The following is a 12,459-nucleotide window of genomic DNA, read 5'->3' as shown; positions in this document are numbered from 1 at the left end:
GGAACAGTCCCAGGGCGGGGACTCCTGCGTGCGGCACCCACCCCTTTGCGGCAGGTGCTGTCACCTTTCCTGGGAATACGCCCCAGCGGCTAGGCTGGAAACCGACACGGGGTGCCGCGCAAAAGGCCGGCTGAGATCCACACCCGTTGAACCTGTCCGGCTAGTACCGGCGAAGGGATGTCTCTTGTCTTCAACCCTTTCCATGCCCCTGCCAGCTGCATTCGATGCACCCACTGCGTTGCCGGCAGGCCGTGACGTTCCACGCGTCCTCTCCATCGCGGGCTCGGACCCGTCAGGCGGAGCGGGCATCCAGGCAGACCTTAAGAGCATCGCCGCGCATGGCGGCTATGGCATGGCCGCCATCACCGCCCTCACAGCCCAGAACACCCAGGGCGTGCAGGCCGTGCACGTTCCTCCGGCCGCTTTCCTGGCCCAGCAGCTGGATGCCGTCAGCGACGACATCAACATCGACGCCGTCAAGATCGGCATGCTGGGTGACAGGGAAGTGATCCGCACTGTGCGCGGCTGGCTCGAAAAGGTGCGTCCCGACGTCGTGGTTCTCGATCCGGTGATGGTTGCCACCAGCGGCGACCGGCTGCTGAAGGAATCGGCGGAAGCGGCACTTCGGGAACTGCTGCCCCTTGCCCACCTCATCACCCCCAACCTGCCCGAGCTTGCCATGCTGATGGGCGCTGCCCCTGCGGAGAGCTGGGATGAGGCGCTGGCCCAGGGCAGGCGCCTGGCCGATGCCACCGGGGCCACAATCCTGGTCAAGGGCGGGCACCTGGCGGGGGAGCGCTGTCCGGACGCTCTGGTCAACACCGCGGGCCTGCTCGGGGAGGAGATAGTGGAAGTCCCGGGACCCCGTATTGCCACCCGCAACAGCCACGGCACGGGATGCTCCCTTTCCTCCGCAATGGCAACCGTGCAGGCACGCCTGGGCGACTGGGAAGCAACACTGCGGACCGTCAAGCCCTGGCTGGCCGGCGCCCTCGAGAACTCGGGCCAGCTGTCAGTGGGCCGGGGGAACGGGCCAGTGCACCACTTCCACCATCTGCGGCCGGCACTGCAGGAAGGCGGCTTCGCGGCCCGGCTATGGACGGAAGCCCAACAGGACCTCGACGACATCTACGCGCTTGACTTCATCCGCGGCCTGGCCGCGGGAGACCTGGCCGAGAAGGACTTCGCCTACTACCTGGCCCAGGACGCCCTTTACCTCAACGGGTACTCCCGCGTTCTGGCCCGCACCAGCGCCCTGGCCCCCTCGGAGGCCGAACAATTGTTCTGGGCAGGATCGGCCCAGAATTGCCTCGAAGTGGAAACGGAACTCCACCGCTCCTGGCTCAGCACACGGCCGGTCCAGGGCGGCCTGGGCCCCGTCACCAAGGCCTACGTTGACCACCTCACAGCAGCATCGGCGTCGGGCAGCTACGCAGTCCTGGCGGCAGCCGTCCTGCCCTGCTTCTGGCTCTACGCCGAGGTGGGCAGGAAGCTGCACTCCCAGTTCCTTTCCAGCTGTGAGCCTGAAGGGCACGCCTACGCGGCGTGGCTGCGCACCTACGCCGACGAGGGCTTCGCCGAAGCCACCCGCCGGGCCATCGCCATCGTGGATGGGGCGGGGCGGAAAGCGTCGGACCATGAAAGAGCAGCGATGGTCACCGCGTTCAAGCAGTCCTGCCGCTTGGAAGTGGAATTCTTCGACGCGCCGAGACTTCATTCCTGACCGCTGCCGGCAGCGCCGCCGCTATGATGGAGTGGCATGGTTGCGGTGCTGCCCGCCGGGTTTGTGGTTACTACCACAGCGGGGCCGCCGGAACCAGCCTCATTTGCGGCCGTGGACGGATTTAGCGTATTCTGGATCTTCGGTGCTTACGCCAACACTTGGGTTATGACCCTGGGGCATTCTGCTGTGTATAACAAGCGGACTGCTCCACCGGGACGGCTCACGGATTTCCCCGGGGAATCCACGGCGTTGAGGCACAGCGGGATCCCAGCCAATTTCCGAGCCGGGTGCCGCACGCAAATTTTGTAATAAACGTCGAGAGAAGTGAGTTCCCAAGTGGTGTACGCGATTGTCCGCGCAGGCGGCCGCCAAGAGAAGGTTTCCGTTGGAGACTTCGTTACCCTGAACCGCGTCGCCGGTGGAGCCGGCAGCACCATCGAGCTGCCCGCACTGCTCCTGGTTGACGGTGACAAAGTCACCTCCGCCGCCGCTGACCTGGCCAAGGTAACTGTTACGGCTGAAATCCTCCAGGACCTCCGTGGTCCTAAGATTGTCATCCAGAAGTACAAGAACAAGACCGGCTACAAGAAGCGCCAGGGTCACCGCCAGGAACTGACCAAGGTCAAGATCACCGGCATCAAGTAACCCACCGGTTACTGTTCAGGTTTTCCAACAGATTCCCCAGAATTTTAAAGGCAGGCATTTCAGATGGCACATAAAAAGGGCGCGAGCTCCACTCGCAACGGTCGCGATTCCAACGCTCAGTACCTCGGCGTCAAGCGCTTCGGCGGCCAGGTAGTTTCCGCAGGCGAGATCATCGTCCGCCAGCGTGGCACCCACTTCCACCCGGGCGCCGGCGTTGGCCGTGGCGGTGACGACACCCTGTTCGCACTGACCCCGGGCGCCGTTGAATTCGGCACCCGCCGCGGTCGTCGCGTGGTCAACATCGTTGCTGCTGCAGCTGCAGAGTAACAACAAGTTCTGAAGCGGTGGAGCGGGCCTGTGGGTCCGCTCCACTGTTCTTTTAACCGCATTACAATCGATGTGGCGTTCCGGACGCCAGGTAAACAGCATTTGAGGAGATCCACGTGGCCAGCTTTGTAGACCGGGTAGTCCTGCACGTATCCGGCGGATCGGGCGGCCACGGATGCGTCTCCGTCCACCGCGAGAAGTTCAAGCCCCTGGGTGGACCCGACGGCGGCAACGGCGGCAACGGCGGTGACGTGATCCTTCGCGTCGATCACCAGACCACAACACTCCTCGACTACCACCACGCACCCCACCGGCATGCCAGCAACGGCGGTCCCGGCATGGGTGACTGGCGCGGCGGTAAGAACGGCGAGACCCTGGTGCTTCCCGTGCCGGACGGTACCGTGGTCAAGACCAAGGACGGCACCCTGCTCGCCGACCTCGTAGGTGAAGGTGCCGAGTACGTGGCGGCCGCCGGAGGCGTGGGCGGGCTCGGCAACGCAGCACTCTCCTCCCAGAAGCGCCGCGCCCCTGGCTTCGCCCTGCTGGGCCTTGAGGGTGACTCCCGCGACATCGTGCTGGAGCTGAAGTCCATCGCGGACATTGCACTGGTGGGCTTCCCGTCCGCGGGCAAGTCCAGCCTCATCGCAGCGATGTCCGCCGCCCGCCCCAAGATCGCCGACTACCCGTTCACCACACTGGTTCCCAACCTCGGCGTGGTGCAGGCAGGCGATGTGCGTTTCACCATCGCCGATGTCCCCGGCCTCATCGAAGGCGCCAGTGAGGGACGCGGCCTGGGCCACAACTTCCTGCGCCACGTTGAGCGCTGCGCTGCCCTGGTGCACGTGCTGGACTGCGGCACCCTGGAATCGGACCGGGACCCGCTCTCCGACCTCGCCATCATCGAGGGGGAGCTGGAGAAGTACGCCGTCGACATGAGCTATGCCGGCCAGGACGGCGAAGTGGTTCCCCTGAACCACCGCCCCCGCCTGGTTGCGCTGAACAAGGTGGACCTGCCGGACGGCAAGGACATGGCAGAGTTTGTACGCCCGGAACTCGAATCGCGCGGCTACCGCGTCTTCGAAGTGTCCGCCACCAGCCACGAGGGACTGCGCCAGCTCGGCTTCGCCATGGCCGAGATCGTCCAGGCCGCCCGCGACGCCGTAGCCGCCGCCCCGCCCAAGGTCCAGCCCGCCGTGTTGCGGCCCCGCGCCGTGAATGAGGCAGGGTTCAAGATCCGTCGCGAGGAGAAGAACCTGGAGCCGCTGTTCCGCGTCCTGGGCGAAAAGCCCGAGCGGTGGGTCAAGCAGACCGACTTCACCAACGAGGAAGCCATTGGTTATCTCGCAGACCGCCTGGCCAAGCTCGGCGTGGAGACCGAGCTGTTCAAGCAGGGCGCCAAGCCGGGGGACACCGTGGTCATCGGCGGGGATGACGGCGTCGTCTTCGACTGGGAGCCCACCATGATGGCGGGTGCCGAACTCCTGGCCTCACCGCGCGGCACTGATCCGCGGTTCGCCGATATCGGTGACCGCCCCACCCGCACCCAGAAGCGCGAGGAGCAGCAGGAACGCCGGGATGCCAAGGCTGCCGCCCGCGCCGAGCTTGAGGCGGAGCGGAAAGCCGGGATTTGGACCGAATCCGTCAGCGGCCGCCGCGCCGCCCAGCCCCTCAAGGAAAGCGGACTGGAAGCGGACGATGACCTCTAAGAGCACCACGGCTGACCCTGCCCAGCGCACCGCGGACCGAAGTGCGCTGGCAGGTGCCCGGCGCATCGTGGTGAAGGTGGGGTCATCCTCGCTGACCAGCATCAAGGGCGGCATCTCGGAAGAGTCGCTCACGGCCCTGGCCGACGCGCTGGCGGCCAAGCGCAACGCCGGCGCCGAGATCATCCTGGTGTCCTCCGGCGCGATCGCCGCCGGACTGGCTCCGCTGGGGCTGGCAAAGCGGCCCCGCGACCTCGCCACCCAGCAAGCCGCCGCCAGCGTGGGCCAGGGACTGCTGATGGCCCGCTACACCCAGGCCTTCGGCGCCCACGGCGTGACCGTCAGCCAGGTCCTGCTCACGGCCGAGGACCTGATGCGCCGCAGCCAGCACACCAACGCCCTGCGCGCCATGGACCGGCTGCTGAACCTCGGGGTGGTCCCCGTAGTCAACGAAAACGACACCGTCGCCACCCACGAAATCCGCTTCGGCGACAACGACAGGCTCGCCGCCCTGGTGGCCCACCTGGTGCGCGCCGACGCACTCGTGCTGCTGTCCGACGTCGACTCCCTGTATGACGGTCCGCCCGCCCAGGGTGCCAAGCGCATCCCCCTGGTCACCGGCGCGCACGACCTTGAGGGCGTTTCCATCGGCAAGGCGGGTAGGGCCGGCGTGGGCACAGGCGGCATGATGACCAAGGTCGAAGCTGCCAGCATGGCGGCAGGCTCGGGCATCCACGCCCTGGTGACCTCCACGCCCAACGCCGCCGCGGCCCTGAACGGCGAGGACGTGGGCACCTGGTTCTCCGTCAACGGCTCCCGCAAACCGGTCCGCCTCCTGTGGTTGGCGCACGTCGCCTCCGTGCAGGGCCGCTTGATCCTGGACGACGGGGCTGTGCGCGCCGTGCGGCACCACCACACCTCCCTGCTGCCGGCGGGAATTTCCGCCATACACGGAGACTTTGAGCCGGGCGATGCCGTGGAACTCGCGGGTGCCGACGGCTCAGTTGTTGCCCGTGGTCTGGTCAACTACTCATCCCAGGAACTGCCCCACATGCTGGGACGGTCCACTCGGGAACTTGGCGAAGAACTGGGCAGTCGCTATGACCGCGAAGTTGTTCATGTTGATGACCTGGTGCTGTTGTGAGCTGCCGGCTCGCCTAAACTTGGAGCATGACTGAAGCCCTGATCCATACTGCTGAAAACTCCGGAACCACTGCTGCGCAGGCGCAGCCGGGTCCGTCGGCAGAGCAGGTATCAGCCGTGGACACTCTTTCCCCCGCGGAAGTGGAAGCGGCCGTCCACGCCATTGCCGACCGCTCCCGCCACGCAGCCCGCCGGATGTCCACCGCCAATCGCGCGTGGAAAGACCGCGGCCTTCGCGCCGTGGGAGCCGCGCTGCAGGAGAACGTCCAGGCGATCCTCGCCGCCAATGCCATGGATGTGCAGCGGGGCAAGGACAACGGCACCTCCAAGGCCCTCCTGGACCGGCTCACCCTCACCGAAACCCGTGTTGCCGGGTTGGTGGCCGCCCTGGAGAACCTGGCCAACCTTCCTGACCCCGTGGGCAACGTGGTCCGTGGCCAGACCCTCCCCAATGGCCTGCGCCTCCGCCAGGTCAATGTGCCCATGGGCGTTGTGGCGGCGATCTACGAGGCGCGTCCCAATGTCACCGTGGACATCGCGGGGCTGGCCCTCAAGAGCGGCAACGCAGTGATCCTGCGCGGCGGCAGTGCGGCGGAAGCCACCAACCAGGTCCTGGTACGCGTGCTTCGTGAAGCCCTTGAATCAGTCGGCCTGCCCGCCGATGCCGTGCAGACCGTGGACCAGTTCGGCCGCGCCGGCGCCAACGTCCTGATGAAGGCACGCGGCCGGGTGGACGTACTGATTCCCCGCGGCGGCCGCGACCTGATCCAGACCGTGGTCACCAACTCCGCCGTGCCGGTCATTGAGACAGGGGAAGGCAACGTCCACATCTTCATCGACGAGTCCGCCGACGAAAACATGGCCGTGGAAATCCTGCTCAACGCCAAGACCCAGCGGCCCAGCGTGTGCAACACCGTGGAGACGCTGCTGGTCCATTCGGGTTCAACCGTGCTGCCGGCCGTCGCCACCGCCCTCCGCAACGCCGGCGTCCGCCTCCACGTGGACGACCGCACCAAGGCGGCGCTGCCCGGCGTTGAGACCGAGCCGGCGACGGACGCGGACTGGGGCACCGAGTACATGGACCTGGACCTCGCAGTGGCCATGGTGGACAGCCTGGATGACGCCGTCCAGCACATCCGGACCTGGTCCACGGGACACACCGAGGCGATCCTCACCAACCACCTTGCCAACGCGGAACGGTTCATCGCGGAGGTGGATTCGGCGGCGGTGATCGTCAACGCTTCCACCCGGTTTACCGACGGCGGCGAACTGGGCCTTGGTGCCGAGGTGGGGATTTCAACCCAGAAGCTGCACGCCCGCGGCCCGATGGGCCTGACCGAACTCACCACCACGAAGTGGATTGTCCAGGGCGAAGGCCAGGTCCGCGCGTAGCAACGCGGTAACATAGACCAGAACCCGGAAAGCAGCGGTAGGTTCCGCTGCCCGTAATCCTTGAACATAGGGGAGAAAATGCTGCTCCAGCAGATTGCCACGTCCGTCGCCGCCGCCGGTGAATCAGGCCATGAGGAGCTTGCTCCGCTGTGGGCTGAGCCGTGGGTATTCGGCGTGTCCATGTTTGGCATCCTGGTGGTCCTGATGTTCATCACGCTCTCCTACACGAACCTGGGCAACCGGCACGCCGCCACCGAGGAACACGCGGATCCGCACCGGCAGCACCCCAACAAGCACGATCGCGGGCAGGGCCACTAAGATTTCCCACAATCTGCACCGCAATGGTGCCCGGGGGAGGCTGCGGCTGGGCGTGATGGGCGGGACGTTCGATCCCATCCACCACGGCCACCTCGTTGCGGCCAGCGAGGTCGCGGCGGAATTCGACCTTGACGAGGTTGTCTTCGTCCCCACCGGGCAACCATGGCAAAAGTCCCATAAAGAGGTCAGCGAGCCCGAGCACCGCTACCTGATGACCGTGATTGCCACGGCGTCCAATCCGCGGTTCACCGTCAGCCGCGTCGACGTGGACCGTCCTGGTCCCACCTATACCATCGACACCCTGCGCGACCTGCGGGCACAACGCCCGGACGCCGATCTGTTCTTCATCACCGGCGCGGACGCCCTGGCGCAGATCCTGTCGTGGAAGGACATCGACGAACTCTGGTCGCTGGCGCACTTCGTGGGAGTCACGCGGCCAGGACACGTCCTGGACGGCATGGGCCGTGAAGACGTCAGCCTCCTGGAGGTCCCGGCGATGGCCATTTCGTCAACCGATTGCCGTGCCCGCGTGGCGGCGAACAACCCGGTCTGGTACCTGGTCCCGGACGGGGTAGTGCAGTACATCGCCAAGTACGGCCTTTATTCCGACGCCCCCGCAAGCGCGGAGGAACAAACTTCCGAAGCACGCGAACCCGCCAGTACTGAATGAGTTCTCAATGAGTCAGGAACAGCCACCTATCCGCAGCCGCCGGGAACTCCGGAAGGCCAGGGAAGCCCAACAGGCCACCCCACCTTCCTCAGAAGAGCGCCCGCCTGCCGCCGACCGGCCGGCTGACCGCGCCCCGGCACCCGCAGCCCACCCCCAAACGGCCGCGGACCAGACGTCCACGCAGCGTTCGTCCCAGATCCGGGCGCGCGACCGAGCCACGCTTCGCGCCATCAAGGAACTTGAGGAAAAAGAAGGGCAGCTCTCTGCCGGAGGACCACCCACCCGGCGCCAGCTGCGTTTGCAGCAGCTCAAAGAGCAGGCACTGACGGCGGCCAATCCTGTTGTTCAGGCCGCCGCTCCAGCTCCCACTGCTCCGCCATCCCCCGACGCCGGAAAGGGCAGCGGAGCCGGAAGGAAGCGTGAGGGCCAGAAACCGGGGGCCCCCACGCAGGCTTCCGGGAACGTTCCGGATGGCATGACTGTTGAACAGGCGCTGGAAGCGCGCGCACTCATCGCCGCGCAGGCCCGGAACCAGATCGCCAAAATGGAGCACATTGCCTCCATGGATCCCGAAGCCGTGGATCCGGAGATCCTTGCTGAGCAGATCGCCCTCGCCGAACGTGCCGCCGTGCTGAACCGCCGGGCCATGGCCCGGCAGAAGCTTGCCGAGCAGGCAGGCACCCCGGCCGTCCAGGCCAGGACCCCCGCTCCCGCGGACAAGCCAGCCCCGGAGACTGCGAACAAGCCCGCCCCGGACACTGCCGCCAAACCCGGCCCCTCCACCGCCAACAACCTGGCAATGGTGACCCCGCTCGAGTTCGTCCAGGTGCCCGGCGTCGAACGTCCGGTGATGAAGCCGCCGGCAACCTCCCATGTTCCGGTGACCACCAGGCCCGGTACGAAGGTTTCCCCGGGTCCAAAGGTGCCGCCAGGTGGGAAACGTAAGCCTGCGGCCCGGCCCAAGCCACCTGCGGCTGACACCGCCGCCGGCCGTTCCCAGGTCATAGCCCGGGCGGAGGCTGCCGCGAAGGCTGCAAGCCGTCCCAAACCGGTGGCGCAGCCGGTGGGCCAGCCGGCGAACCAGTCGGAGGACCTCTTCGAGGACCTTCCCCGTGTTCCCGCCAGCTCCGCTTATGGGCTCGATCCGCTGGATGCCGCCACGGCCGGCCTGGCCAGGGCGCAGCGGAACCGCATCCTCCAGTTTTGCATCCTCGCGTTCGGGATCCTGGCCCTCGTTGCCGGCATCATCCTGATCGTCAGCGGCATGTCCCGCTGACCCGGCCGGCACCAATACTTAACACAATCAAGGAGTCCCGTGACTGCAACAGAATCATCCATCGCCATTGCCCGTACGGCCGCCAAGGCCGCCGCGGACAAGATCGCCCAGGACATCGTCGCCATGGATGTGAGTGAACGCCTGGCCCTCGCCGACGTCTTCCTCATCGCGTCGGCGCCCAGTGAACGCCAGGTCAACGCCATCGTGGACGGCATCGAAGAGGAACTGGCGAAGCAGGACCTGCGTCCCGTGCGCCGCGAGGGCCGTTCCGGCGGTCGGTGGGTCCTGCTGGACTACGCCGACGTCGTCATCCATGTCCAGCACGAGGAGGACCGCGTGTTCTATGCCTTGGAGCGTCTGTGGAAGGACTGCCCCGTGGTGGACCTGCAGCTCGGCGACGACGCCTCCGCCAAGGCCGGCGCAGCAACCGAAAGCGAGTAGGCGCGGCGCCTGGGTGAATATTCCCGATTTGGAATTTTCGGAACTGCTGTTCTAAGATATTTGAGTTGCTTCGGGGGAGACCCCGAAACGAAGCTTGCTTGGAGCGGCAACAATCCGGGGCTGTGGCGCAGCTGGTAGCGCACCTGCATGGCATGCAGGGGGTCAGGGGTTCGAGTCCCCTCAGCTCCACCGGTAAGTCCGCCGGAACCTACGGTTCCGGCGGACTTTTTTGTGTTCCTGCCTCGGTGCGCCTTTGGGGTTTGGCGGCTTGGAGTGTGACTGGGCCTTAGGGCGGCCAATTGGCGTCCAGCGGAAAAGTGCATTACTCTGGTCAGGTTGCTCCGGGGAATTCGACCGGAAGGGACGAAAAGTAAGGGGCTGTGGCGCAGCTGGTAGCGCACCTGCATGGCATGCAGGGGGTCAGGGGTTCGAGTCCCCTCAGCTCCACCGATATAACGAAACAAAGGGAACCATCACTTGGTGATGGTTCCCTTTCTTGTTGCCACCGGCAACCGTTTGTGGACTAAAACTCTTCCGGCGCTGGTCAAAGCGCGGTACAACTGTGATTGAGGGCACATCGTCCCGCCTCCGGACTGCTTTCATCCAAGGCGGCGGCCGCGGGACGCGCTGACGAGGAGGTCACAGATGTCCCACGCAGGTGGTTCCGGCTACGTCCCGAACGGTGAAGCTTTTCCCGAAGGTCGCCTGACACGCGACACCGCCATCCGCGGGCCGGCCAGGCCCGCCCCCTATATCGGCGCCGGCGTCCTGCTGGCGGCCGCCATCCTGTTCCCCCTGATGCCCCAGCTCTACGCCTTTGATGCGCCGCGGCTTGGCGGCCTCCCGTTCTTCTACTGGTACCAGCTCCTGTGGGTGCCGATTTCGGCGATCTTGACCGGCAGCGCGTATTGGCTGGTCACCAAGGAGGACCGACGACGGCGGGCAGAGGCCCGTCCCGGCGGCCCACCCCAAGAGGGGGCAGCCTCCGCCGGGAACGGTTTGGAAGGGGAGCGGCCATGAGCGGGCGGGAGATCAACTGGACGGCGCTTGTCATTGTCGTGCTGCTCTTTGTGGTCGTCGCCGTGATGGGCTTCCTGGCCGCGAGGTGGCGCCGCAGCGCCGAAGTGGAGGGGCTGCACAGCCTGGATGAATGGGGCCTGGGCGGCCGTGGGTTCGGTACCTGGATTACTTGGTTCCTGTTGGGCGGGGACCTGTACACCGCGTATACGTTCGTGGCGGTGCCGGCGGCAATGTGGGCCACAGGCGCGGTGAGCGGCTTTTTCGCGGTCCCCTACACCATCGTTCTGTATCCCATCATCTTCATCATCATGAGCCGGTTGTGGTCGGTGTCCCACCGCCACGGCTACGTCACCTCGGCAGACTTCGTGGGCGGACGGTACGGCAGCCGTTGGCTTTCGCTTGCCGTCGCGGTCACCGGCATCGTTGCCACCATGCCCTACATCGCCTTGCAGCTGGTTGGCATCAAGGCCGTGCTCACGGTTCTTGGCCTGGGCAGCTCCGGGAATGTGTTCTTGACCGACCTGCCGCTGATCCTGGCCTTCGTGGTCCTTGCCGCCTACACGTACACGTCGGGCCTGCGCGCACCGGCGATGATCGCCGTCGTCAAGGACCTGCTGATCTACCTTGCCGTGATCGTTGCGGTCATCTACCTGCCCATCAAGTTCGGCGGTTGGGACACGATCTTTGGTTCGGCCCAGTCAAAGCTGGGCACAATCAACCAGGCTACGGGCAAGCCGGCGGGGGTCTTCATTCCGGGAGCAGCCAACTACTCGGCCTACTGGTCACTTGCGCTGGGTTCGGCCATGGCGCTGTTCATGTATCCGCACTCGGTGACGGCGGTACTGGCCTCCAAGGCCCGCAACACCATCCGGCGCAACGCGGCCATCCTGCCGCTGTACTCGCTGATGCTTGGGTTCCTTGCCCTGCTCGGCTTCGTTGCCATCCAGGCGGGCACCAAGCCCATCGACCTGGACGGCTCGGTCAACCCGCAGCTGGTGGTCCCGCAACTCTTCCTTGACCACTTCCCGGCATGGTTTGCCGGCATCGCGCTGGCCGCCATCGCCATCGGCGCCCTGGTGCCGGCAGCGATCATGTCCATCGCGGCCGCCAACATGTTCACGCGCAACATCTACCGCGACTTCATTCGTCCCGACGTCGATCCCAAGACCGAGGCGAAGGTGTCCAAGATCGTCTCGCTGGTGGTGAAGGTGGGTGCCCTGGTCTTCGTGATCGCCATGGACCAGTCGGCAGCCATCAACATGCAGCTGCTGGGTGGCATCTGGATCCTGCAAACCTTCCCGGCGGTGGTGGCAGGCCTCTACACCCGTTGGTTCGACCGCTGGGCGCTCCTGATCGGTTGGGCGGCTGGCATCATCTTCGGCACCGTCTCCGCCTACAACGTGGTCAACCCGGTCACCAAGGCACACTTCGGCGGCTCGGTTGCCCCCATCCCCGGAACCGACCTCAGCGTCTACATCGCGGTGTCAGCCTTCGCGCTGAACCTGATAGTCGCCGCCGTCCTGACCCTGGTGATGCGGGCCCTGAAGGTCCGGACAGGCGAGGATCTCACCAGGCCCACGGACTACGAGGCGGACGAAACGGACCCGAAGGTGGTACAGATCGAGAAGACACAGCATTTCACCCAGCCGGGCGGCCCTTCACCGGTCGCCTGAGGGGCTAGATGTACTACCCAGGGACGTTGGTTGGGTGAATGTGATGACTCGCTGGAGTCGTTGACCCAAAGGTGAGGACCTCCGGTTGCACAGTGGAGTTGCTTAGACAACCGCTGCAGCGACCAGGA

Annotated in this window: 12 protein-coding genes, 2 tRNA genes and 1 riboswitch; all 14 genes read left to right on the top strand. The window is 65.8% G+C overall.

The window, feature by feature from the left end; translation table 11 throughout:
* Nucleotides 1–97 precede the first annotated feature (97 nt).
* A riboswitch (TPP riboswitch) is annotated at nt 98–195 on the top strand.
* Nucleotides 196–202: 7 nt separating this feature from the next.
* Nucleotides 203–1,723 carry a bifunctional hydroxymethylpyrimidine kinase/phosphomethylpyrimidine kinase gene (gene thiD, locus LFT46_RS11720; RefSeq protein ID WP_236822033.1) on the top strand — a complete coding sequence of 507 codons (1,521 nt, stop codon included), beginning with the start codon at nt 203–205 and terminating at the stop codon, nt 1,721–1,723.
* A 336-nt stretch (nt 1,724–2,059) separates the two neighbouring features.
* Nucleotides 2,060–2,368: a 50S ribosomal protein L21 gene (gene rplU / locus LFT46_RS11715; RefSeq protein WP_141946370.1), complete on the top strand. Its 309-nt coding sequence runs from the start codon at nt 2,060–2,062 to the stop codon at nt 2,366–2,368.
* 63 nt (nt 2,369–2,431) lie between these two features.
* Nucleotides 2,432–2,695: a 50S ribosomal protein L27 gene (rpmA, locus tag LFT46_RS11710; protein WP_009372867.1), complete on the top strand. Its 264-nt coding sequence runs from the start codon at nt 2,432–2,434 to the stop codon at nt 2,693–2,695.
* Between the two features lie 116 nt (nt 2,696–2,811).
* Nucleotides 2,812–4,401 carry a GTPase ObgE gene (obgE, locus tag LFT46_RS11705; protein ID WP_236798591.1) on the top strand — a complete coding sequence of 530 codons (1,590 nt, stop codon included), beginning with the start codon at nt 2,812–2,814 and terminating at the stop codon, nt 4,399–4,401.
* The gene (proB, locus tag LFT46_RS11700) at nt 4,391–5,542 is read left to right on the top strand and encodes a glutamate 5-kinase (protein ID WP_236819752.1); all 1,152 of its coding nucleotides are present in this window, start codon (nt 4,391–4,393) and stop codon (nt 5,540–5,542) included. Before obgE ends, proB begins: the two co-directional genes overlap by 11 nt.
* A 26-nt stretch (nt 5,543–5,568) precedes the next feature.
* On the top strand, nt 5,569–6,933 hold the full coding sequence (locus LFT46_RS11695; RefSeq protein ID WP_236819741.1) for a glutamate-5-semialdehyde dehydrogenase: 1,365 nt from the start codon (nt 5,569–5,571) through the stop codon (nt 6,931–6,933).
* 78 nt (nt 6,934–7,011) lie between these two features.
* The gene (locus LFT46_RS11690) at nt 7,012–7,251 is read left to right on the top strand and encodes a hypothetical protein (protein WP_236819738.1); all 240 of its coding nucleotides are present in this window, start codon (nt 7,012–7,014) and stop codon (nt 7,249–7,251) included.
* Between the two features lie 55 nt (nt 7,252–7,306).
* Nucleotides 7,307–7,921 (top strand): nicotinate-nucleotide adenylyltransferase, encoded by a 615-nt coding sequence (gene nadD, locus LFT46_RS11685; protein ID WP_236819737.1) that lies wholly within the window; start codon nt 7,307–7,309, stop codon nt 7,919–7,921.
* 7 nt (nt 7,922–7,928) lie between these two features.
* Nucleotides 7,929–9,197, top strand: a complete 1,269-nt coding sequence (locus tag LFT46_RS11680; RefSeq protein WP_236819735.1) for a hypothetical protein — start codon at nt 7,929–7,931, stop codon at nt 9,195–9,197.
* 39 nt (nt 9,198–9,236) lie between these two features.
* The gene (gene rsfS / locus LFT46_RS11675) at nt 9,237–9,638 is read left to right on the top strand and encodes a ribosome silencing factor (RefSeq protein ID WP_142133637.1); all 402 of its coding nucleotides are present in this window, start codon (nt 9,237–9,239) and stop codon (nt 9,636–9,638) included.
* 116 nt (nt 9,639–9,754) lie between these two features.
* A tRNA-Ala gene (locus LFT46_RS11670) sits at nt 9,755–9,827 on the top strand.
* Nucleotides 9,828–10,012: 185 nt separating this feature from the next.
* A tRNA-Ala gene (locus tag LFT46_RS11665) sits at nt 10,013–10,085 on the top strand.
* A 198-nt stretch (nt 10,086–10,283) separates the two neighbouring features.
* Entirely contained in the window at nt 10,284–10,658 is a 375-nt protein-coding gene (locus tag LFT46_RS11660; RefSeq protein WP_236798586.1) for a DUF3311 domain-containing protein, read from the top strand.
* On the top strand, nt 10,655–12,331 hold the full coding sequence (gene mctP, locus LFT46_RS11655; RefSeq protein WP_236798585.1) for a monocarboxylate uptake permease MctP: 1,677 nt from the start codon (nt 10,655–10,657) through the stop codon (nt 12,329–12,331). Before LFT46_RS11660 ends, mctP begins: the two co-directional genes overlap by 4 nt.
* Nucleotides 12,332–12,459: the final 128 nt, after the last annotated feature.

Origin of the sequence: Arthrobacter sp. FW306-07-I (assembly GCF_021800405.1) — a bacterium.
In the GTDB taxonomy this organism is placed as follows: Bacteria; Actinomycetota; Actinomycetes; order Actinomycetales; family Micrococcaceae; genus Arthrobacter.
The sequence above is the reverse complement of the archived record's forward strand: the minus strand, read 5'-3'. Positions and strand labels throughout refer to the sequence as shown.